This is a genomic window from Xanthomonas sp. NCPPB 3959, from assembly GCF_056675575.1.
The window spans coordinates 226,194-248,687 of sequence record NZ_JBWWVR010000007.1; the positions used below are offsets into that span (position 1 = coordinate 226,194).

Annotated in this window: 13 protein-coding genes, 3 pseudogenes and 1 riboswitch; of the genes and pseudogenes, 8 read left to right on the forward strand and 8 right to left on the reverse strand. The window is 65.7% G+C overall.

What is annotated here, in order from left to right; all coding sequences use genetic code 11:
- The first annotated feature begins 56 nt into the window (after positions 1–56).
- The 8 genes from ybaL (at position 57) to AC1KVG_RS10600 (ending at position 12,387) form a co-directional block, all read left to right on the forward strand.
- Positions 57–1,754: a YbaL family putative K(+) efflux transporter gene (gene ybaL, locus AC1KVG_RS10565; RefSeq protein WP_481094364.1), complete on the forward strand. Its 1,698-nt coding sequence runs from the start codon at positions 57–59 to the stop codon at positions 1,752–1,754.
- Positions 1,755–1,971: 217 nt separating this feature from the next.
- Positions 1,972–2,733 carry an HpcH/HpaI aldolase family protein gene (locus AC1KVG_RS10570; RefSeq protein WP_481094365.1) on the forward strand — a complete coding sequence of 254 codons (762 nt, stop codon included), beginning with the start codon at positions 1,972–1,974 and terminating at the stop codon, positions 2,731–2,733.
- Positions 2,734–4,866, forward strand: a complete 2,133-nt coding sequence (locus AC1KVG_RS10575) for a TonB-dependent receptor family protein (protein ID WP_481094366.1) — start codon at positions 2,734–2,736, stop codon at positions 4,864–4,866. It abuts the gene before it with no gap.
- 251 nt (positions 4,867–5,117) lie between these two features.
- Complete coding sequence (locus AC1KVG_RS10580; RefSeq protein ID WP_481094367.1) at positions 5,118–6,344, forward strand: ATP-grasp domain-containing protein; 1,227 nt, start codon at positions 5,118–5,120, stop codon at positions 6,342–6,344.
- A complete protein-coding gene (locus AC1KVG_RS10585; protein ID WP_481094368.1) occupies positions 6,341–8,143 on the forward strand; it encodes an IucA/IucC family protein in 1,803 nt (600 codons plus the stop codon). Before AC1KVG_RS10580 ends, AC1KVG_RS10585 begins: the two co-directional genes overlap by 4 nt.
- Positions 8,140–9,348 carry an MFS transporter gene (locus AC1KVG_RS10590; protein ID WP_481094369.1) on the forward strand — a complete coding sequence of 403 codons (1,209 nt, stop codon included), beginning with the start codon at positions 8,140–8,142 and terminating at the stop codon, positions 9,346–9,348. The genes AC1KVG_RS10585 and AC1KVG_RS10590 overlap by 4 nt, the downstream gene beginning before the upstream one ends.
- Complete coding sequence (locus AC1KVG_RS10595; RefSeq protein ID WP_481094370.1) at positions 9,326–11,095, forward strand: IucA/IucC family protein; 1,770 nt, start codon at positions 9,326–9,328, stop codon at positions 11,093–11,095. Before AC1KVG_RS10590 ends, AC1KVG_RS10595 begins: the two co-directional genes overlap by 23 nt.
- Positions 11,092–12,387: a type III PLP-dependent enzyme gene (locus tag AC1KVG_RS10600; RefSeq protein ID WP_481094371.1), complete on the forward strand. Its 1,296-nt coding sequence runs from the start codon at positions 11,092–11,094 to the stop codon at positions 12,385–12,387. Before AC1KVG_RS10595 ends, AC1KVG_RS10600 begins: the two co-directional genes overlap by 4 nt.
- Here AC1KVG_RS10600 and AC1KVG_RS10605 read toward each other — a convergent pair.
- The 8 genes and pseudogenes from AC1KVG_RS10605 to clpB form a co-directional block, all read right to left on the reverse strand.
- On the reverse strand, positions 12,285–13,199 hold the full coding sequence (locus AC1KVG_RS10605; RefSeq protein ID WP_481094372.1) for an AraC family transcriptional regulator: 915 nt from the start codon (positions 13,197–13,199) through the stop codon (positions 12,285–12,287). The two genes, AC1KVG_RS10600 and AC1KVG_RS10605, sit on opposite strands and share 103 nt — an antisense overlap.
- Positions 13,200–13,258: 59 nt before the next feature.
- Positions 13,259–13,488 (reverse strand): annotated as a pseudogene (locus tag AC1KVG_RS10610) (histidine phosphatase family protein); the annotation flags it as partial.
- A gap of 8 nt (positions 13,489–13,496) precedes the next feature.
- Entirely contained in the window at positions 13,497–14,543 is a 1,047-nt protein-coding gene (gene cobT, locus AC1KVG_RS10615) for a nicotinate-nucleotide--dimethylbenzimidazole phosphoribosyltransferase (protein WP_023904866.1), read from the reverse strand.
- A pseudogene (locus AC1KVG_RS10620) lies at positions 14,540–14,965 on the reverse strand (bifunctional adenosylcobinamide kinase/adenosylcobinamide-phosphate guanylyltransferase); the annotation flags it as partial. The pseudogene AC1KVG_RS10620 and the gene cobT, both read right to left, overlap by 4 nt.
- A pseudogene (locus AC1KVG_RS10625) lies at positions 14,949–15,107 on the reverse strand (cobyric acid synthase); the annotation flags it as partial. The pseudogenes AC1KVG_RS10625 and AC1KVG_RS10620, both read right to left, overlap by 17 nt.
- Positions 15,108–15,142: 35 nt before the next feature.
- Positions 15,143–17,029 carry a TonB-dependent vitamin B12 receptor gene (gene btuB / locus AC1KVG_RS10630; RefSeq protein WP_481094373.1) on the reverse strand — a complete coding sequence of 629 codons (1,887 nt, stop codon included), beginning with the start codon at positions 17,027–17,029 and terminating at the stop codon, positions 15,143–15,145.
- A gap of 116 nt (positions 17,030–17,145) precedes the next feature.
- A riboswitch (cobalamin riboswitch) is annotated at positions 17,146–17,368 on the reverse strand.
- A 1,009-nt stretch (positions 17,369–18,377) separates the two neighbouring features.
- On the reverse strand, positions 18,378–19,664 hold the full coding sequence (locus AC1KVG_RS10635) for an O-acetylhomoserine aminocarboxypropyltransferase/cysteine synthase family protein (RefSeq protein ID WP_176338893.1): 1,287 nt from the start codon (positions 19,662–19,664) through the stop codon (positions 18,378–18,380).
- Between the two features lie 212 nt (positions 19,665–19,876).
- Positions 19,877–22,462 carry an ATP-dependent chaperone ClpB gene (gene clpB, locus AC1KVG_RS10640; RefSeq protein ID WP_046932802.1) on the reverse strand — a complete coding sequence of 862 codons (2,586 nt, stop codon included), beginning with the start codon at positions 22,460–22,462 and terminating at the stop codon, positions 19,877–19,879.
- Positions 22,463–22,494: the final 32 nt, after the last annotated feature.

The window sequence follows — 22,494 nt, forward strand, 5'->3', positions numbered from 1 at the left end:
AGTGCCGTTGGCTGGGTCGCCCTCGCTATTCTCGGACAACCTCACAACGGATTGGAATGCATCACGACACCAGCCTCATCGACATCATCGCCGTCGGCCTCGCGGTCGCTTTCGTGCTGGGCACGCTCGCACAGAAAGTGAAGCTCTCGCCGCTGGTCGGCTATCTGCTTGCCGGCGTCTGCGTCGGGCCGTTCACGCCCGGCTTCGTGGCCGACCAGACCATGGCCAACCAGCTGTCCGAGCTGGGTGTGATGCTGCTGATGTTCGGCGTGGATCTGCACTTCTCGCTCGACGATCTGATGGAAGTGAAGTGGATCGCCATTCCTGGCGCGCTGGCGCAGATCGTGGTCGCCACGCTGCTGGGCTGGGCATTGGCCTGGAGCATGGGCTGGCCGTTGATGCATGGCCTGGTGTTCGGTCTGGCGCTGTCGGTGGCCAGTACCGTGGTGTTGCTGCGCGCATTGGAAGAACGCCGCCTGCTGGAAACCCAGCGCGGCCGCATCGCGGTGGGCTGGTTGATCGTCGAAGACCTGGTGATGGTGATCGCGCTGGTGATGTTGCCGGCATTGGCCGAGGTGCTGGGCACCGGCGCGCCAGCTGCCGCGCATGACGGCGAATCCACCTCGCTACTGGCCGCGCTCGGTTTGACGCTGTTCAAGATGGTGGCGTTCGTGGCGGTGATGCTGGTGATCGGGCGCCGGGTGATTCCGTGGTCGCTGGAAAAAGTCGCTGCCACCGGTTCGCGCGAATTGTTCACCTTGGCGGTGCTCGGCATCGCGCTGGGCGTGGCGTTCGTGTCGGCCACCCTGTTCGGCGTGTCGTTCGCACTGGGCGCATTCTTCGCCGGCATGTTGCTCAAGGAATCCGAGCTCAGCCACAAGGCGGCCAGCGATTCGCTGCCGTTGCGCGATGCGTTCGCGGTGCTGTTCTTCGTCTCGGTGGGCATGTTGTTCGACCCGATGATTCTGGTCGAGCATCCGTGGCAGGTGCTGGCCACGTTCCTGACCGTGACCTTGGGCAAGTCGCTGGCCGCGTTTGTGATCGTGCGTGCATTCGGCCACCCCACCGGTACCGCGCTGACCATTTCCACCAGCCTGGCGCAGATCGGCGAGTTCTCTTTCATCCTGGCCGGGCTGGGCGTGCAGCTGGCGATCCTGCCCGAAACCGGGCGCGACCTGATCCTGGCCGGCGCGCTGCTGTCGATCATCGCCAACCCGTTCCTGTTTTCGTGGCTGGACCGCTGGCAGGCCAGGCAGGCGCAGGACGCCCCGGCCACGGTGGAACCGGAGTTGCCGCCCGGCCCGCCACTGCAGCTGGACGGCCATGCCATCGTGATCGGCTACGGGCGCGTGGGCAGCGCGCTGGCGCAGTTGTTGCGTAGCCGTGGCGTGCCGGTGCTGGTGATCGACGACAACGGCGATCATGTGGCCAAGGCGCATGCGGCCGGCATCCCCGGCATCCGTGGCAGCGCGGCGGCCGACCGCGTGTTGGCCGAGGCGCGCCCGGAGCACGCCAAGATCGCGATTCTTGCGATCCCGCAGCCGCTCGAAGCCGGCGAAGCGCTGGCCAAGCTGCGTGCGATCAATCCCTCGCTCACGCTGCTGGCGCGTGCGCACAGCGATGCCGAGGTCAAGCATCTACTCGCTCACGGCGCCGACGGCGCGGTGCTGGCCGAACGCGAACTAGCCTACTCGCTGGCCGAAATGGTGATGTCGACCCCACCGTATCGGGCGTTGCGCGTTCCGGCCTCGTAAGCTGCAGCGCAGCATCAGGCAACACCGCACGAAACAAAAAACCCGCCGGCGCTACCTGCGGGTTTTTTGTTGCCCGCAGCTTGTTCAGTACGGAAAGGTCTGCGGCAGCGCCTTGATCAAACTGCGACCAGGGCACCACGAACTGCCCTCCAGACACACTTGATAATCATTCCCATCAAGAGCAGGATGAGCGCCCGTTTCCTTGGCGGCCTCATCCATGACGTTTGCGGTTGGCGTTCTCAATGCGTTGCCAAGCGTGCAGCTGTGCGAGCTGCTGGGCCGCATCGGCTATGGCTTTGTGGTGCTGGATCTGGAGCATGTGCTGCGCGCGCCGGACGAGCTGGAACACGCCATCCGCGCATGCGAGCTGTCCGGCTGTGAGGCCTGGGTGCGCGTGCCGGAGGTGGACGAAAAACTGATCGGTCGCGTGCTCGATGCCGGCGCACGCGGGATCGTGATTCCGCGCGCCGAATCAGCGGCACAACTGGCCTCCGCCATCGCTGCGGCGCGGTTTCCGCCGCTGGGCCGGCGCGGTATCACCGGCGGGCGTGTCACCGGCTTTGGCAACCTCGATCTGCCCAGCTACATCGCACAAGCCAATCGCGATATCCGCATCGTGCCGATGATCGAAAGCGCGGCCGGTGTTGCTGCGCTGCCCGAGATGCTTGCCGTGCCCGGCGTGGCGCTGGTGATGGAAGGCGCACTGGATCTTGCGCTGGATCTGGGCCTGGGCCCGCAACCGACCCATCCACAGGTGTGGGAACTGCTGCTGCAACTGCATGCGCAATGCGTTGCTGCCGAGGTGCCGTTCTGCCCCAATCCGCGCACCGATGCGCAACGCGCGCACTGGCTGCAACAGCCCGATCTGCGCTGGCTGCTTGCCGGCGAAGACCGCGCACTGATGCAACGTGCACTGCGCAGCCACCTGGCCACATTCGCCATACCCACTTCACCACCCGCCTGCAGGAGCACGCCGTAGATGTCGACGTTCCGTTTCCACGCCCTGGCCATCGCCATCGCTGCGATCACTGTGACCCTGCCGCAGGTGGCGTTCGCCATCGAGTCGCCGGATGCCGATGCCGCCGATGCGCAAACGCCGATCCGCGCATTGGATGCGATCCAGGTGCAGGGCAGCCTGCTCGGGCGTTCCAAACCCGACGATGTGCAGCGGTATGCCGGCAGCCGCCAGGTGATCGATCGCGAACAGCTGCGCAACGGTGGCAACCGCTCGCTGGACGATGCGCTGCAACGCGTGCCGGGCATCAAGATCTTCGACGAAACCGGCACCGGCGCGTTGCCGCAGCTGATGCTGCGCGGCCTGTACGAAAGCCGCAGTGGCCGTGTGCAGGTGCTGGAAGACGGCATTCCGCTGGCATTGGCGCCGTATGGGCAGACCAGTCTGTCGCTGTTTCCGGTGGGGCTGAATCAGATCGACCGCATCGATATCGTGCGCGGCGGTGCGGCCGTGCAGTACGGGCCGAACAACGTGGGCGGGGTGATCAATCTGGTCAGCAAGGACATCCCCAGCGCGTGGAGCACCACGCTGGCGCACAAGATCACCGCCGGCGGCCAGGGCCAGTTTCTGCAGGACAGCGCGCTCAGCAGCGGCGGCTATCTCACCGACAACTTCGGCATGCAGGTCGATGCCAATCGCACCTATGGCGAGTATTGGCGCGCGCACAGCGATACCGATATCAGCAATCTGCGCGTGCGTGCGGAGTGGTGGCTGGACGACACCAAGTTGCTCAAGGCCAGCGTGCAGCGTTATCTGGTCGACATGGATCTGGCAGGCGCGCTCAGCCCGGACGATTACCGGCGCGACCCGCGTCAATCCACGCGTCCGCTGGACAGCTTCAACGGCCGCACCACGCGTGCATCCTTGAGCTATGAGCAGTTGCTGGGCGATTGGGGCCCGATGAAGGATGTGCGCCTGGATTGGACCAACTTCAGCGCACGCAGCAGCCGCAACTTCATCGTCGGCATGCGTCAGGCCGCCACCGAAACCTGGCGTTCGGATCTGCCGCCGCAACTGCGCCAGACCGCACCGCGCGATTTCCGCGTGGTCGGCAGCGAGCCGCGCCTGAGCTGGAACATGGGCGCTGCCGGTGGCGTGCGTCAGCAGTGGACCGCCGGTGTGCGCGCCGTGCACGAAGACATCGATTTTCTGGTCGGCAATCTGCGCCTGCGCGATGGCCTGTTCACCAGCGTGCGCGATTGGCAGTTCGAAGATCGCGCCTTGGCCGCCTACGTCAGCAACGCGATCACCCTGCCCGACGAACGTTTCACCATCACCCCGGGCCTGCGTTACGAGCGGCTGGATTCGCGCTATTTCAATCGCGCCACCGGCGTCAGCACGCTCAACCAGACCCGCGATGTGTTGCCGGGTCTGACGGTCGGGTTTCAGGCTAACGCACAGTGGTTTTTCTATGCCGATGGGCAACGCTCAATGCGTGCGCCGCAGGTCACCCAGATCATCTTCGGCAACAATCTGGATGCCGAACTGGCCTGGAACTACGAAGCCGGCACGCGCTATCAACCCAACGAGCGCACTCGCATCCAGTTGGGCGGCTATCTGATCGACTTCGATCAGCAGATCCAGCTGGACAACACCACGCGCGTATTCCGCAACCTCGGCAAGACCCGCCATCAAGGCGGCGAGTTGGAACTGCAATGGAGCCCGGAAAATCTGCGCGCGCTCACCCTCAACGCCGGTTATGCATATCTGGATGCCAGCCAGGAATCGGGCGCGTTTCGCGGCTTTCGCGTGCCTTACACCTCACGTAATCAGATCACGCTAGGCGGCAACTACACGCTCGGTCACACCACTGTCGCACTGTCGAGCTACTACTTCAGCAAGGCCTACAGCGATGCGGCGAATACCGTGCAAGAGAACGCAATCGCCTCGGTGGGTCAGTTGCCGGCCTACATGGTGTGGAACACGCAGGTAAGCCATACCTTGTTCGAACGCGATGGACAAAAATTCAGCGCATCGCTGGCGATCAACAACCTGTTCGATCGGCAGTACCGGTTCCGCGGTGTGGATACCAGCCCGTGGGGCCGCCAGGCCGCGCCATCGCGCACCGTGACCGCCGGGCTGGAGTACACCTTTTAAGCCCACGTTTTAAACCTGCGCCAATAAATAACTGCTGCAAACGACCGACGCACAGGGGCGTTGGTCGTGCCTTTGGGCAACGGCGGTCGCGCTGGCGAGCGCCGCAGACAACACGGCGTGCATGACGCACGCATCACCGCCGCAGCATGCGGCATGCGATCACCGTATCGCAGGCCACCCAACGCCCCGCAGCGCCAGGCAGCCCGTTTCAGTACCGGTTTTTCCACCGTCCTGTTGAATCGAGAGCTGCCATGACTGCGACATCCGCTGCACCGTTGGTGATCCTCACCCATGTCTGCCATCCGGCCATCACCGAAGGCTTTCTGCCTGCCGCGCACGCGCTGGGCCTGCCGGTGTGGCTGCTGACCGATCACCGACTCGATCACCTCAGCTATTTCCGCGAGCACCCGGCGCACGCACCGCAGCGGGTGATCGAATGCGATGTGTTCAATCCGCTCGGCGTGCTGGATGTGCTGCACGACGCAGACGTGTCGCCGCGCGCAGTGTTCAGCAACAGCGATCATCTGCAGACCAGCACTGCGCTGGTCGCTGCCGGTCTGGGCCTGCCGGGCAAGGATTGGCAGGTGTGCTACGCGGCCAAGAACAAGGCGGCGATGCGTCAGCGTTTGCGCGCGCGCGGACTGCCATCGCCGTGGTTCTGCACGCTGGCGCCGGGCGCAGCGTTGCCGGCCGACATTGCGTGGCCGGTGGTCGCCAAGCCGCGCGAAGGCGTCGCCAGCCTGGACGTGCGCCACTGCGCCGATGCCGCGCAACTGCAGGCCTATCTGGACGATGTGTGGCAGCGCCATCCGCAGCGCACCGTGTTGCTGGAAGGCATGCTGGAAGGTGCCCTGTTTACGCTGGAAACGCTGGGCGACGGCCACACGCTGCAGGCGCTGGGCGGCTTCAAGGTGCGCTTGTCGCCGCCGCCGCATTTTGTGGAATGCGAAGCGCAGTGGGATGCACGCGTCGACACGCCGGTGATTGCGCAGGCGCTGGAACAGCTGCGCAGTTTTGGTGTCGGTTTCGGGCTATGCCATAGCGAATTCATTCTCACCGCCGACGGCCCGGTGCTGGTGGAGATCAACTACCGCAGCATCGGCGACCGCCGCGAATTCCTGCTCGACAGCATGTTCGGCAAGCAGTGGTTCAACGCCGCGCTGGCGCCGCATCTGGGCCTGCCGCTGCCGCAACTGCGCAGCGATCGCGCACATGCCTTGCTGCGTTATTACGTCGCCGAACAGGACGGCGAGTTGGTGGCCGCCAGCGAAGATCGCCGCCATCAAACTGCGCACAGCGATGTGCAGTACCGGCGCATGCGCGCGCCGGGCGAACGCATCCGGCTGAGCCATTCCAACAAGGATTACCTGGGTGTGCTGAGCGCGCTGGCCAGTGATGCGCAGGCGCTGGAGCAGGCGGTGGTGCATGCCGAAGCGGGCTTGCAATGGCGGATCGACAGCGCGGAGCTGCGCGCATGAGCAGTACAGCGGACCAACGCTATATCGCCACCCGCATCATCGATGCCTGCCTGCGCGAAGACCTGCGTGGGATCGCCACGCGTGGCAGTGCCGCAACACCTGATGCAACACTGCTGGCGGCATGGACCGACCCCAGCCCGGTGGAAGGCTGGTGGCGCATCGCGCACCTGCCCGATGGCACGGTGTGGTTGCCGATCCACCGGCAGGGCTACCTGCAGGACATCAGCGCCTGTGGCGATAGCTGGATTGTGCAACGTGCTGACGGTGTGCATGTCGAACGCGGTGCGCAGACATGGCTGCAACGCATGAGCGCGCAGCTCGACATGGACACGCAGCAGTTGCATCGCGCTTATGCCGAAGAAGCCGAGTGCGCCGCTGCACATCTCGGCCTGGCGCGCCAGGCCTACGATGCACAGGCACCTGCGCTACTCAACGCGCTGCAGCATGAAGATGCGGCCGAGCGCGCGTATCGCTGCGATCAACTGGCGAGCTATCGCGACCATCCGTTCTATCCGACCGCACGCGCCAAGGCCGGGCTGGATGTATCGGAACTGCGTGATTACGCGCCCGAATTCGCACCCACCTTTACGCTGCGCTGGCTGGCGATTCCGCGTGCGCAGGTCACCTGTACCAGCGCGTTACCGGCCGAGCTGTGGCCGGACTTCGCCACGCTGGGTTTGCCGCCCGAACTGGCCGACACGCACATCGCCTGGCCGGTGCATCCGCTGGTGTGGGCGCGGCTGGAGCAGGACGGCTTCGCGCTGCCTGCTGGGAGCTTGCGTGCACCGCAGGCCTGGCTGGAGGTGCGCCCTACCCTGTCGGTGCGCACGCTGGTGCCGCTGCTGCATCCGCAGCTGCATCTCAAGTTGCCGATCCCGATGCGCACGCTTGGCGCGCTCAATCTGCGTTTGATCAAGCCCTCCACGCTGTACGACGGCCACTGGCTGGAGCGCGCATTGCGCCGCATCGATGCGCTGGACCCGGCACTGCGCGGCCGCTGCGTGTTCGTGGACGAATCGCATGGTGGGCACGTGGGTGAGACGCGTCATCTGGCCTATCTGGTGCGGCGTTATCCACCGCTGGGCGACGCCACGTTGGTGCCGGTTGCTGCGCTATGCGCGCTGTTGCCGGATGGCCGGCCGATGGCGATCCATCTGGCCGAGCGCTTCATGCAGGGTGATGTACTGAACTGGTGGCGCGATTACACGGAGCTGCTGCTCGCGGTGCATCTGCGCTTGTGGCTACGCTACGGCATCGCGCTGGAAGCCAATCAGCAGAACAGCGTACTGGTCTACGCCGATGGCCAGGCGACGCGGCTGTTGATGAAGGACAACGACGCCGCGCGCATCGCGCTGCCGCAGCTGCGCGCGCAGCTGCCGGATCTCGACACGCTGGGACCGCTGCACGATGCGCGTATCGCGGTGGACGATCCGCACGCCCTGGCGCAGATGTTCTGCACCATCGTGCTGCAACTGGATCTGCAGGCCGTGCTGGAAGGTCTGGCCGAATGGCAGCCCGCGCTGCGTGCGCCGCTGTACACGCAGTTGCAGACGCAGTTCGCCTTGACGCTGGCGCAACTGGACGTCGATGGCATCGACACCAGCCCCGCGCGCCGCTTGCTGGCCGCGCCGCGGCTGCCGGTGAAGTACCTGCTCAGCGCCGGCAGCCTGCTCAGCAAACAGCTCACCGGTGCAACGGATATCAACAAGTTCTACGGCGATAGCGCGCCTAATCCCTTCGGCGAGGCATTCGCTGGCGCGCAGCACACGCTGCGTCTGCAGGCGGGCGCTCAGCGATGAAGCGTGTTCTGGGCCCGGTGCTGGCGGCGCACTACCTGGCCGCCTTCACCGCGTTGGGCATGCCGTTGTTTCTGCCGCAGGTGCTGGCCGAACTGGCGCCGTCGGCCGCGGTTGGCTGGAGCGGCGTGCTGTACGTGTTGCCGACGCTGTGCACCGCGTTGACGGCCGGCACCTGGGGGCGTCTGGCCGACCGTTATGGACGCAAGCGTTCGCTGTTGCGTGCGCAACTGGGGCTGGCAGTGGGCTTTGCGATCGCCGGCTTCGCACCGTCGCTGACCTGGCTGGTACTCGGGCTGATCGTGCAAGGCACCTGCGGCGGCTCGCTGGCGGCGGCCAATGCCTATCTGGCCAGCCAGCCGCAGGCCGGCCCGTTGGCGCGTGCGCTGGACTGGACGCAGTATTCGGCGCGCCTGGCGATGGTCAGCGCGCCTGCGTTGCTGGGTCTTGCACTGGCGCTTGGCCCGGCGCAGTCGCTGTATCGCGCGCTCGCGCTGTTGCCGCTGCTGGCGTTCGCGCTGACCTGGCGTTTGCCGGCCGATCGGCCTGCGGTGCGGCCGACAGCTTCCACTGCGACGTCGACACCCTCGCAAGACGCTGCTGCGTCGTCGCGGTCGGCTTCACCACAGACAACCACCACGGACAGCGCACTGTGGCCTGCGTTGCTGATCGCGCAGTTCCTGTTCTGCTTCGCGATGGTGGTGACCTTCCCCTACTTCATCCCGTATGCGCTGGCGCGCGGCGCCGGCCACGACGCGCTGGCCGGCCTGCTCTACAGCCTGCCGCACCTGGTCTATCTGGTGGTGCTGCCATGGTGGCGGCGCGGCGATGGCGAGGCGTGGCTGGTGCCTGGCCTGGTGCTGTTCGCCGTGACATGCGTGTGGCAGGCGCTGTTGCACGACCCCATCGCACTGGCAGTTGCGCGTGCGCTGTTCGGGTTCGGCATGTTGTTCGGCCTGCGTGGGCTCAACCGCAGCCTGGCGATGGTCGCCAGCGGACACGGCGCCGGACGCTTGTTCGGCCGCTTCGATGCCTGCGGCAAATGGGCCGGCGTGTTCGCCGGTGCCGCTGCCGGCGCGCTGGCCCAGGCGGCCGGTCCTGCCACCCCTTTCCTGGCTGCCGCGCTGGCTGCGGCGGCCGCTGCGCTCACCGTTCTGGTGCGCTTCCCCTCGAGGAGATCCGCCGATGTCGCCGCACACGATGCATGACCCCTGGTACGACAGCATGGCCGACACGCAGGCCTGCACCTGCTGGTTGAACTGCTACCTGCGCGAATTCGCGATTCCGCAGCGCGCAGTGGACTTCGATTATCGCGGGCTGGATCGCCCCGGCCCGCGCGTGGCCGAGCAGCGCTGGCTGCGCATCGATCTGGGCGACACCGGCGCGCTGTGCGTGCGCATTGCCTATGCCGATCGCCTGGGCCGCTGCCGCTTCGCCTCCACGCCGTTTCTCAAGAGCGCCGGCCAACCGTGGCAGAGCCTGGATGCGCATGCCTTGGCCCGCTGCCTGCTGCAGGCGCTGGGCAGCACGCAGGCGGTCAATCCGGAACTGCTCGCGCAAAGCGCCAACAGCGTGGCGATCACTGCTGCGTTGTTGCGACAGGCACAAGGCACCACAGCAACCGGCGAGGCGATGATCGATGCCGAGCAATCGATGCTGTGGGGGCATGCCTTGCATCCCACGCCTAAGAGTCGCGAAGGCATCGATCTTGCGCAGGTACTGGCCTGCGCGCCGGAAGCGCGTGCGGCGTTCCAGCTGTTCTGGTTCCGCATCGACCCACGACTGTTGCGCATGCAAGGCCGCGATGTACGTGCCACCTTGCGGCAGCTGTCCGGCAGCGAGGATCTGTATCCCTGCCATCCATGGGAAGCGCAGCGGCTGCTCGAAGACCCGCTGCTGCGCAGCTTGCAGGCACGCGGCGTGATCGAGCCGGTCGGCATGCTGGGCGATGCACTGCGGCCAACCTCCTCGGTGCGCACGCTGTATCACCCGGAGCTGGATTATTTCCTCAAGTGCTCGGTGCATGTGCGGCTGACCAACTGCGTGCGCAAGAACGCCTGGTACGAGCTGGAAAGCGCGGTCGCGCTCACCGAGCTGCTGGCGCCGAGCTGGCGTGCGCTGGCGGTGCAGGTGCCCGGCTTCGATGTGATGCTGGAGCCTGCTGCCACCTCGCTGGAGATCGCACAGCTCGATCCCGCGCTGCACGCCGCCGATCCGATGGCAGCGCGTGGCTTGTCGGAGAGCTTCGGCATCCTGTATCGGCAGACCCTGCCTGCCGCGCAACGTGCGCGTTGGCAGCCGCAGGTGGCCGCCGCGTTGTTCACCTGCGATGCGCAGGGCAACAGCGTGTGTGCGGCGAAGTTGCAGGCCTTGGGCAGCGCGCAGATGGATCGCCACACCGCCACGTTGCTGTGGTTCCGCGCCTATGCCGGCTTGTTGCTGGATGGTGTATGGAGTGCCTTGTTCCAGCACGGCATCGCGTTGGAACCGCACCTGCAAAATACCGTGATCGGCTTCGCCGATGGCTGGCCGACACGGGTATGGATCCGCGATCTGGAAGGCACCAAACTGCTCGCACACCACTGGCCAGCAACGCGTTTGCAGGGCGTGGGCGAGCGCGCACGGCAATCGCTGTACTACACGCCGGAACAGGGCTGGAATCGTGTGGCGTATTGCGCGCTGGTCAACAATCTGGCCGAAGCGATCTTCCACCTCACCGAGGGCGATGACGTGCTCGAAGCGCGCCTGTGGCACTGCGTTGGCGAGATCGCCGCACGCTGGCAGCAACGTCATGGCGCGCAAGCCGCGCTGCAGGGCCTGATCGACGGCGCGCCGCTGCCCGGCAAGAACAATCTGGGCACGCGGCTGTGGCAACGCGCGGATCGTCAGTCCGATTACACCGCACTGCCCAATCCCATTCCACGCATCGCAACCGCACGCCAGGTGGCCGCATGAGCCTGCGCATCGATACCGCCGCAGTGATGGAGGCGTTGCCACACCTGCGCGAACACAGCGATGGCCCGATCTGCGCCTACGTCTACGACCTGGCCGCACTGGACGCACACGCGGCATGGATGCGCGCGCAATTGCCGGCCGAGTGCGAGCTGTTCTACGCAGCAAAAGCCAATGCCGAGCCGCCGATCCTGCGCACGCTCGCCCCGCACATGGATGGCTTCGAAGCGGCCTCCGGCGGCGAACTCGCCTGGCTGCATCAGCAACAACCGCGGGCCGCGTTGTTGTTCGGCGGACCCGGCAAGCTCGATAGCGAACTTGCCCAGGCCGCTGCGCTGCCCGATTGCACCGTGCACGTGGAAAGCCTGGGCGAACTGGAACGCCTGGCCGCCATTGCAGCTCAGGCCGGCCGCTGCGTGCCGGTGTTCCTGCGCATGAACATCGCCGTGCCCGGCGCGCAGAGCACGCGTCTGATGATGGGCGGGCAGCCCTCGCCGTTCGGCCTGGACCCGGACGATCTGGATGCGGCGATCCATCGGCTGCGTGCGAGCCCCTCGCTGCGGCTGGAAGGCTTCCATTTCCATCTGATGTCGCACCAGCGCGATGCCGGCGCGCAGCTGCACCTGATCGCCGCCTATCTGCGCACCGTGCAGCAGTGGCGGCAACGCTACGGGCTTGGCCCGTTGCGGGTGAATGCAGGCGGTGGCTTCGGTGTGGATTATCTGGCGCCGGAATCCTCGTTCGATTGGGCCGGCTTCTGCGCCGGCTTGCCTGCGTTGCTAGGCGAACATGGCGACGCACTGCGTCTGCGGTTGGAGCCGGGGCGCTATGTCAGTGCCAGCTGCGGCTGGTATCTGATGGAAGTGCTGGACCTCAAGCGCAGCCACGGCGCCTGGTTTGCGATTGCCCGCGGCGGCACCCATCACTTCCGTACCCCCGCCGCGCAAGGCCACGATCACCCGTTCCGTGTGCTGCGTGGCGCGCGCGCGCCCGTGCTGCGCGACATGCCGGTGACGCTGGTCGGGCAGTTGTGCACGCCCAAGGACGTGTTGGCGCGCGACCAGCCTGTCGCGGCACTGGCGCCGGGCGACTGCCTGGCCTTCCCGCTGGCCGGTGCGTATGCGTGGAATATTTCGCATCAGCAGTTCCTGATGCATCCAGCGCCGCAGATGGTGTTCTTGCCAGTGGCGGCTCAGGCGGCGGCAACTGCATTCGTGCCCGTGGAAAGCTCGACCGGCACGCGAATGTCTGCACGCAACTCGGCCTCTGCCACTGCTTCTGGATCGTCCAGGTAGAGGTAATGCAGCGGCGCATCGCGTAGCGCGTAGCCGCTGTCGGGTAGCCACTGCGCGAGCACGCGGTCGAGCGCGTCTTCGATACCGGCATACGACCCTACATGACGCAGCACCGCGTGCGCGCCACCGTCGAGCTGGCGCAGGTGCAACGGCGCCGGTGGCGACAGTGCGGTGTCGAAGGCCATGCCGCATTCGAACAGATGCAGGTGCGCCGGCACATCGCGGTGGTCGCTGAGTGGCAGGCCGATCAGCGACTGCAGCTGCTCGATCGCACCGACTCGCTCGGCCCAGGCTGCGATGCGGCCGAAACCACGGTCCAGATCGTCGAACGCGCCACGCTGGCGTAGCACCACCACTTGCAGCGGGTCGAGCACTTGCACCATCACCTGCAACGGCGCGCCGGACAGCTGCGACGGCATCGAGGGCACGGCCAATTGCTGCAGTTTCTGTGCGCGCAGCGACGGTGTATTGCGCAGGCTGCTCGGGCTGGCCTGCAACACGGCACGGAACGCGCGTGCCAGCGCCTGCGGGGTCTGATAGCCCACCGCCAGCGCCACCTCGGTCACCGAGCTCGCCTGCTCGCCCAACAGATGCAACGCATAACTCAAACGCAGCCGCGCGATGGTCTGCCCCAGGGTTTCGCCCGCCAGCGCGCGATAGACCCGGTGGAAATGATGCGGCGATTGCTGCGCCACCGCCGCCAGTGCGGCCAGATCCGGCAGCGGCTCGCCAGCGCGAATGCTGGCCTGCAGGTGTGCCACAACGCGCTCGACGCTGCGTTGCCGATTGAAACTGACGGAGGCTGCTGGCATGGACGATTCCTTGTTGGCGGCCCCAGCATCGCGCAGCTCGGCGTGACGCGCGGTCCCGATCTTGCGCAATGAGGGCGGCGCAAGCGGCTGTACTGCAGCAAGGCTTTGCACCGCGCGTTTGCCAATTCGGTGGCGAACAATGCGCAGCGCTGCAGCGTGGAGGCGACCACCACATCGCAGCCTCGGCGGTAGCCGTGCGCAGCTGCTGCCAGCCCAACGCGGCAAGCGGGTCGTCGAGCTACCCGCGATAGCTGCGCTAGCCAGTACCGCCGTGTCGCAACACGCTGATCTACGCACTCAGCCGTCGGACACGCCGGCTTCGGCAAAGGTGGCCATGCCGTTGTGCAGTGCGCAAGCGTGACGCAACAGCGGAATGGCGACCGCTGCGCCGCTGGCTTCGCCCAGGCGCAGGTCCAGTTGCAGCAAGGGTTCGGCATCCAGCGCGCGCAGCAACGCGGCATGGCCGCGCTCCTGCGAGCGGTGCCCGAACAGCAGCCATTCGCGCACGCCGCCATTGAGATGGGTGGCGACCAACGCCGCGGCGGTACTGATGAAACCATCCACCAGCACCGGAATCCCCGCCTGCGCAGCGGCGATATAGGCACCGACTAGGGCGGCAATCTCGAAACCGCCTAGCCGGCGCAACCGCTCCAGCGGCGTGGAGGCATCGGCATGCAGGGCCAGCGCACGGGTGATCACGGTCGCCTTGTGCGCGATGCCTTCGGCATCCAGCCCGGTACCGGCGCCGGCCATGGCCTGCGGAAACTGCGACAGCAGCGCGCAGCCCAGCGCGGCGGCAGCAGTGGTGTTGCCGATGCCCATTTCGCCGCCGACAAACAGCTGCGTATCGCAACTCCTTGCCTGTGCAATGCTTTCGGCGCCTGCGGCGAGTGCGTCGCGCAATTGGGTGGATGTCATCGCCGGCTGCTCGCAGATGTTGGCGCTGGACGGCGCGATCCAGGCACGACGTACCCGCGGCAACTCGCCAGGGTCGTTGACCACGCCCAGATTCACCACTTCCAGGCGTGCGCCGAGCTCGCGCGCCAGCACTGCGATGGCGGCGCCACCGCGGGCGAAATTGCGCACCATCTCGCCGGTGACCGCCTGCGGAAACGCAGACACGCCCTCGGCCGCGACGCCGTGGTCGGCGGCATACACGGCAATCCAGATCCGCTGCACGGTGGGGGATTCATTGCGCTGCCAGGCCGCCAGTTGCACGGCCAGGTGCTCCAGCCGACCCAGCGCACCAGGCGGCTTGGTCAGTTGTCCCTGCCGGGCCAGCGCCGCTGCCCGCACACGTGCATCCGGCACCGCACAGGCACCCTGGATCCAATCGATACTCACACCGCGTCTCCTTTCAGCACCATCGGCAAGCCGGCCACGACGAACACCACGCGCTCGCACTGTACCGCCAATGCCTGATGCAGCAGACCGGCCTGGTCGACAAACCGGCGCGTCGGTTCACCCAACGGCACGATGCCCTGCTCGACCGCGTTGCCGACCAGCTCGATCTGCCACGGCAGCTGCGGCAGGGTGCCGAGCAAGGCATCACGCTCGTGCACGAATACGCCGGCATCCGGGTCGCCCAGCAGGCTACTCAGCCACAGCGTGAGGCAATCCACCAGCACGCAGCGGTCGGGCGCGGCCAGTGCCTGCAAGCTGGCAGCCAGCGCGATGGGTTCTTCCACGTACTGCCAGTGCGGCGGGCGTTGGCGGCGATGATGCGCGATGCGTGCGCGCATCTCTTCGTCCAATGGCGCGGCCGTCGTCCTGTTGCAGCAATGGCCGCGTCAACGCAGCGCCCGTGCTGATGCCGCAGTGGATCGCGTAGCCGCTCACCGCCGCGTCGTTCAATGCAAGCCGCCCGTGCACGCGATGCAATTGCTTGTGCGGCTGCAGTGTGACTCGCCCGACGGTGAGCACGGCCGGTGTGATCGCCGCGCTTACTGCGCTGCTTGATAACGCAGCGTCAGCAGATAATTGCGCCCCGGCTGCGCGTACCAGCGTGCGGTTTCGTACTGGCGATCGAACACATTGTTGGCAGTGAGCGCCACCTTCCACTCCGCATTCACTGCATAACTCACGCGCAGATCCAGCAACCCATAACCGGCCAGGCGCTCGGTGTTGGCCAGATCGTCGAAACGCTTGCCGGACCCGAACAGGCTGGCACCCACGCCGAACACACCGAAGCTGCGGTCCGCATCGATACGCCCGCTCTGCCGCGCGCGCCGCGGCAACCAGTTGCCTTGATTGACGCCGCCATCGGCTTCCGGCTGCAACCAGGTCAACGCGCTGCGCACAGTCCAGCCGGCCAGCTCGGTGTCGTAACCGGCCTCCACGCCGCGGATGCGCGCCTGATCGATATTGTTCGGCTGCCCGAACGGATGCGCCGCATCCACCAACGACGCGTCGTAGGCGATCAAATCGTCGATGCGGGTCTGGAACGCGCTCAGCGTCCAGGTGCCCCAGTCGTAGTTGCCGCGCAGACCGAGCTCGGCGCTCTTGGAGGTCTCCGGCCCAAGCAACGGATTGCCGAAATCGGGGTAATACAACTCGTTGAAGGTCGGTGCCTTGAACGCGGTGCCGTAGCTGGCGGTCAGGCGCAGGTGCTCGGCGAAATCCCAGCCCCACAACAGGCTACCGGTGGTCTTGCCGCCGAATTGGCTGTTGTCATTGCGACGCAGGCTGGCCTGCAACGACTGCGTGCCGAAGCTCTGCTGCCACTGCGCGAATGCGGCGCGGTCGATGCGGCTATCGGAATTGTAATTGTCGCTGCTGGCGATGGCATCGCGCTGCCAGTCGAAGCCGACCGTCAGCAGGCCAGCGCCGGCATCGATATCGGCCTGCAACGAACCTTGCTTGCGGCGGGTGTCGTAGGTGGACAGATACGCGCCTTCGTAATACGCATCGCTCAAATCGGAACTGCTGCCGACGCTGGCAGTGAGCTTGAGCGCATCGGTCGGCGCATACCGCACGCGGCCGCCGACCGCCTGCTGCACGCCCTTGGACAAGTTACCGCCGAAGGCCGAGCCGTCGTATTCGTTGCGACTCTGCGCGCGCAAGGCGTGCACGTCCGCATCCCACTGGCGATTGAAGCGCCAGCCGCCCTGCACGCTCAGCGAATCGTTGCGATAGCCATCGCGATCCGGATCGTAGTCGCTGGAGCTGGTGTCCAGATAGGCGTTGATGCCATCGGTCTCGTCATGCACCGCGTTGGCCGAATACCAGCCGCCGCGCTCGCTCAGATCGCCTTCGCTGCGCCCGGCTACGCCCGCGCTGTAACGACGCGCATTGTCGCTGCCCGCCGCTGCACTGAAGGTGGGCACGAAGCTGCCCTGCGGGCGGCGGGTAAAGATCTGGACGACACCGCCCAGCGCTTCGGAACCATACAAACTGGAGAAGGGGCCACGCACGATTTCGATGCGCTCGATCTGTTCGATCGGCAGGTCCTGCAGCGCCGCGCCGCCCGAGGTGGCCGAACCGATGCGCACGCCGTCGATCAGCACCACCACCTGGTCGGACTCGGTGCCGCGCAGGAACAGCGAGGTCGGCTTGCCGGGTCCGCCATTGTTGGCCAGCGACACGCCGGCTTCGCCACGCAGCAGATCCTGCAGCGAGTTCACCTGGCGACGCTCGATCTGCGCGCGGTCGATCACGGTGACCGGCGCCAGCGTCTGGTCCTGGGTCTGCGCGGTACGCGAAGCAGTGACCACGACCTGGTCGAGATCGATGGCGGCTTCGGCATGGACCACATTGGCCAGATTGACCACGCACAACGACAGGCACACGGCGAGCACCGCGCGGCGCGGCGAAACGGAAGAAAGGGACATCGACTGCTGCTCCTGGAACCGCGCCTACCCGCGCGGGGGCAATGGGGCGGCAAACAGCAACGGGCCAGGCGCCCGAGGCCGCAGCGCCAGACGATCAAGGCCACGCCCACCGCGTGCCGGGTCAATTCCTCAAGGCCGGTCTCCGGGCTCGCGAGTGGAGGCCTGCGCCCCCGATGCCGCGCCTTCCCATGCGACTGCACAGTGGCGTAATGCGGCATCTGACCTCGCCCACCGTTGCGGGGGCAGCTCCGGAATTGCAACTCGCCAAGGCGATGCGCGCACCGGATTCCCGTTTAAACCACCGGTAAAGCAGCAGTCACCTCAGGGGCGCGCATGGTAGCAGGATTGGCTGGGGCCTCAGCGGTCTCCGGCAACCGGCCAAGAGCAGCGCGTCGCCACGCGCCTGGATGGTGAATCCCCAATCCCTTCTCCCGCCCGGCGAAGGTGGCACGCAACGCCGGATGAGAGTGCGGCTACTGAGAAATATTTGGTCAACCGTACCCTCACCCCAACCCCTCTCCCGACGGAGAGGGGCTAAAGCTGTCCTTCTCCCATCGGGAGAAGGTGCCCCGAAGGGGCGGATGAGGGTACGGGCGAAGCCTCATGCCATGTCTGAAGAAAGTGCATGCAACTTTTAGCCAAGTGCGGCGCTGAGCTTGACGTAGTAAGTGTGAGTGGGCTTCGCCCCGTACCCTCACCCCAACCCCTCTCCCGACGGGAGAGGGGCTAGCTGTCACCGGCGGGAAAAGGGGCTTCTACCCACGCTTCATTGGCTTGTTCAAGATTTCTGGGTCATGGAGGCGACGTACCGAGGCGGCAGCGTGGCCGGGGATTGGCGGAGAGCGGCACACGGATGTGCCGCGGCGGCGAGTCAGACAGGATGTCTGACCGAGCCGAGGAGCCAATCCCCGGCCGCGCTGACGCCCTGACCGAAGCCAGAGACATAGTCACAGACAGACAGCGTGCTTGGCGGTGCCCGGAGAACCCGTACCCTCACCCCAACCCCCGCTCAGCGCCCCGGCCCGCGCTTGCGGCGCGGGCGCTCCAAGGCACGCGCCCATGGCGCGCAAGCTGTTCCTCCTCGCCCCGACGGGAGAGGGGCTTCAAGCCACGCTTCATCGGCTTGTTCAAGAATTCTAGGTCATGGAAGCGACGTACCGAGGCGGCAGCGTGGCCGGGGATTGGCGGAGAGCGGCACAGGGATGTGCCGCGGCGGCGAGTCAGACAGGACGTCTGACCGAGCCGAGGAGCCAATACCCGGCCGCGCTGACGTCCTGACCGAAGCCAGAACAGACCGCGTGCTTGGCGGTGCCCGGAGAACGCGTACCCTCAAACGGCTATCGACACCTCACGCCCCCTGCAGCGCCTGCTCCAGATCCGCTAGCAGATCGTCGATGTGTTCGATGCCGATCGACAGCCGCACGGTGTCTTCACTCACCCCGGCATGTTCCAACTCGGCCGGGCCCAACTGCCGATGCGTGGTTGATGCCGGATGCGTCGCCAGCGACTTCGCATCGCCGATATTCACCAGCCGCGTAAACAACTGCAGCGCATCCAGAAACCGCGCGCCTGCCGCGCGTCCACCGGGCAGGCCGAAGGTCAACACACCCGAGCCATGCCCGCCCAGATACTTCTGCGCCAACGCATGCTCGGGATGATCCGGCAGCGCGGCATAGTTGACCCACGCAACCCGCGCATGCCCCTGCAGATACGTCGCAATCGCCAGCGTATTCGCGTTGATGCGCTCCATCCGCAACGGCAGCGTTTCGATGCCTTGCAGGATCAAAAACGCATTGAACGGCGATAGTGCCGCACCGGTGTTGCGCAGCGGCACCACGCGCGCACGACCGATATACGCCGCATCACCCAACGCTTCGGTATAGACCACACCGTGATAGCTCACATCCGGCTCGTTGAGGCGCGGGAACCGCTGCTTGTGCGCCGCCCAGGGGAAGCGCCCGCTGTCCACGATCGCCCCGCCGATGCTGTTGCCATGGCCACCCAGATACTTGGTCAGCGAATGCACCACGATGTCGGCGCCGAACTCGATCGGCCGCAACAACGAAGGTGTGGCCACGGTGTTGTCCACGATCAACGGCACCCCATGCGCATGCGCCACCGCGGCCACGGCTTCGATATCGGTGATATTGCCGCGCGGATTGCCAATCGACTCCACGAACACCGCCTTGGTACGTTCATCGATCAAGCCGGCAAACGCCTGCGGATCGCGATAATCGGCAAAGCGCGTGCTGATGCCGAACTGCGGAAATGTATGCGCGAACAGATTGTAGGTGCCGCCATACAACGCACTGGAGGAGACGATATTGTCGCCAGCCTCGGCAATGGTCTGGATCGCATACGTCACCGCCGCCTGCCCGGACGCCAGCGCCAACGCGCCGATGCCGCCTTCCAGCGCAGCCACGCGTTGCTCCAGCACATCGTTGGTCGGATTCATGATGCGGCTATAGATATTGCCCTGCACCTTGAGGTCGAACAGGTCCGCGCCGTGCTGGGTATCGTCGAACGCGAAGGCCACGGTCTGGTAGATCGGCACCGCCACCGCACGCGTGGTCGGGTCGGGCGTGTAGCCGCCGTGCACGGCGATGGTTTCAGGCTTCCACTGCGGATCGGTCATGGCGCGGCTCGCTCTCGGACAGAGTGCCGACCATAGCCGGGCATGCGCCTGCGATTGCAGACGAGCGGTAATGAGCTTATGCCGCCGCGTTGTGAGCGCAACGATGCCCAGCATGCGCCATCCATATCACGCAAACGGGCACTGCCTGCGCAGTGCCCGTTGGTTACCTTTCAACCTTGACTACCGATGCGGCACACAAGTACCGCCAAACATCAGCCCTTGGTGAATGCCAGACGCCCACCCTCGACACGCACGCGCACGGTATCGCCGCTGAGGTAATGCCCCGAGAGGATCTGCTGCGCCAGCGGGTTCTCCACCTGCGACTGGATCGCGCGCTTGAGCGGGCGTGCGCCATACACCGGGTCGAAGCCGACATTACCCAGCAATTCCAGCGCAGCATCGTCCAGATCCAGCTTGAGGCCGCGCTCGGACAAACGCTTCTCCAGCCCATGCAACTGGATGCGCGCAATCGACTTGATCTGTGCCTTATCCAGCGGATGAAACACCACGATGTCGTCGAGCCGGTTAATGAACTCCGGGCGGAAATGCGCCTGCACCACGCCCATCACCGCGGCCTTCATCTGCGTATAGGCCTCGGCGCTACCGTCGCCGGACAGCTCCTGGATCTGGTGCGAGCCCAGGTTGGAGGTCATCACGATCACGGTGTTGCGGAAGTCCACGGTGCGGCCCTGGCCATCGGTGAGGCGTCCATCGTCGAGCACCTGCAGCAGGATGTTGAAGACATCGGCATGCGCCTTCTCCACTTCGTCCAGCAGGATCAGCGAATACGGGCGCCGACGCACTGCCTCGGTGAGATAGCCGCCTTCTTCGTAGCCCACATAACCCGGAGGTGCACCGATCAACCGCGAGACCGAATGCTTCTCCATGAACTCGCTCATGTCGATGCGGATCATCGCTTCGGTGCTGTCGAACAGGAAGTCCGCCAGCGCCTTGCACAACTCGGTCTTGCCCACGCCGGTCGGTCCCAGGAACAGGAACGAGCCGCTAGGACGATTGGGGTCGGACAGGCCCGCGCGCGAACGACGCACAGCATCGGAGACCACCTTGATCGCCTCGTTCTGGCCGACCACGCGGTGATGCAGTTCGTCTTCCATACGCAACAATTTGTCGCGCTCGCCTTCGAGCATCTTGTTGACCGGAATGCCGGTCCAGCGCGACACCACCTCGGCGATTTCCTCGGCGGTGACACGGTCCTGCACCAGCTTGAAGTCGTGATGTTCAACCTCGTTGGCCAGCGCCATCTGCTTTTCCAGTTGCGGCAATACGCCGTACTGGATCTCGCTCATCTTGGCGTAGTCCTGGCGCCGTTGCGCGGCCTCCAGTTCCAGCTTGGCGTGCTCGATCTGCTCCTTGACCTTGGTGGTGCCCTGCAGCGCAGCCTTCTCGGATTTCCACAACTCGTTGAGGTCGTAGAACTCGCGCTCGAGCTTGTCGATGTCGGTTTCCAGATCGGCCAGGCGCTGACGCGAGGCGTCGTCCTTTTCCTTCTTCAGCATCTCGCGCTGGATCTTGAGCTGGATCAGGCGGCGCTCCAGGCGGTCGAGTTCCTCCGGCTTGGAGTCGATCTCCATGCGGATGCGCGATGCCGCCTCGTCCATCAAATCGATGGCCTTGTCCGGCAGCTGGCGGTCGGTGATGTAGCGGTTGGACAGCGTGGCGGCGGCCACGATCGCCGGGTCGGTGATCTCCACGCCGTGATGCACGGCATAGCGCTCCTTCAGGCCGCGCAGGATCGCGATGGTGTCTTCCACCGTCGGTTCGCCCACGAACACCTTCTGGAAACGCCGCTCCAGCGCCGCGTCTTTTTCGATGTACTTGCGGTATTCGTCCAGCGTGGTGGCGCCGATGCAATGCAGCTCGCCACGCGCCAGCGCCGGCTTGAGCATGTTGCCCGCGTCCATCGCGCCATCGGCCTTGCCCGCGCCGACCATGGTGTGCAGCTCGTCGATGAACAGGATGATCTGGCCTTCGTTCTTGGACAGGTCGCTGAGCACCGCCTTCAGCCGTTCTTCGAACTCGCCGCGGAACTTTGCGCCGGCGATCAGCGCGCCCATGTCCAGCGACAGCACACGCTTGCCGCGCAGGCCTTCGGGCACTTCGCCATTGATGATGCGCTGGGCCAGGCCCTCGACAATGGCGGTCTTGCCCACGCCGGGTTCGCCGATCAGCACCGGGTTGTTCTTGGTGCGCCGCTGCAAGACTTGGATGGTGCGGCGGATTTCTTCGTCGCGGCCGATCACCGGATCGAGCTTGCCGCTCTCCGCACGCGCGGTGAGGTCGATGGTGTATTTTTCCAGCGCCTGGCGCTGCTCTTCGGCATTTTCCGATTGCACGGTTTCGCCGCCGCGCAGCTTGTCGATGGCAACCTCGATCTTTTTCTTGTCGCCACCGGCCGCGCGCAAGGCCACGCCCAGCGGGCTGGCATCGTCGGCCGCGGCCAGCACGAACCACTCGCTGGCGATAAAGGCATCGCCATGTTGCTGGGCCAGTTTGTCGGTCTGGTTGAGCAGGCGGTTGAGATCGTTGCCGATCGACAGGTTACCTTCCTGCCCCGACACCTTGGGCAGCGTATCCAGTGCCTCGCCCAGCCGCTCGCGTAGCAATGGCACGTTGACGCCGGCCTGCGACAGCAGCGGGCGCGTGCTACCGCCACTCTGGTCGAGCAACGCGGCGAGCACGTGCACCGGTTCGATGATGTTGTGGTCGCGGCCCACGGCCAGCGACTGCGCGTCGGCCAGCGCCTGCTGGAACCGCGAGGTGAGCTTGTCCATCCGCATGGGGAAATCCTCTGAACTGGTGGCCGGTGTCT

Coding starts and splice junctions, on each gene's coding strand:
- ybaL (WP_481094364.1), top strand. CDS start 57: ATGCATCACGACACCAGCCTCATCGACATCATCGCCGTCGGCCTCGCG.
- AC1KVG_RS10595 (WP_481094370.1), top strand. CDS start 9,326: ATGTCGCCGCACACGATGCATGACCCCTGGTACGACAGCATGGCCGAC.
- AC1KVG_RS10590 (WP_481094369.1), top strand. CDS start 8,140: ATGAAGCGTGTTCTGGGCCCGGTGCTGGCGGCGCACTACCTGGCCGCC.
- AC1KVG_RS10575 (WP_481094366.1), top strand. CDS start 2,734: ATGTCGACGTTCCGTTTCCACGCCCTGGCCATCGCCATCGCTGCGATC.
- AC1KVG_RS10605 (WP_481094372.1), bottom strand. CDS start 13,199: ATGCCAGCAGCCTCCGTCAGTTTCAATCGGCAACGCAGCGTCGAGCGC.
- AC1KVG_RS10585 (WP_481094368.1), top strand. CDS start 6,341: ATGAGCAGTACAGCGGACCAACGCTATATCGCCACCCGCATCATCGAT.
- AC1KVG_RS10570 (WP_481094365.1), top strand. CDS start 1,972: ATGACGTTTGCGGTTGGCGTTCTCAATGCGTTGCCAAGCGTGCAGCTG.
- clpB (WP_046932802.1), bottom strand. CDS start 22,462: ATGCGGATGGACAAGCTCACCTCGCGGTTCCAGCAGGCGCTGGCCGAC.
- AC1KVG_RS10600 (WP_481094371.1), top strand. CDS start 11,092: ATGAGCCTGCGCATCGATACCGCCGCAGTGATGGAGGCGTTGCCACAC.
- AC1KVG_RS10635 (WP_176338893.1), bottom strand. CDS start 19,664: ATGACCGATCCGCAGTGGAAGCCTGAAACCATCGCCGTGCACGGCGGC.
- btuB (WP_481094373.1), bottom strand. CDS start 17,029: ATGTCCCTTTCTTCCGTTTCGCCGCGCCGCGCGGTGCTCGCCGTGTGC.
- AC1KVG_RS10580 (WP_481094367.1), top strand. CDS start 5,118: ATGACTGCGACATCCGCTGCACCGTTGGTGATCCTCACCCATGTCTGC.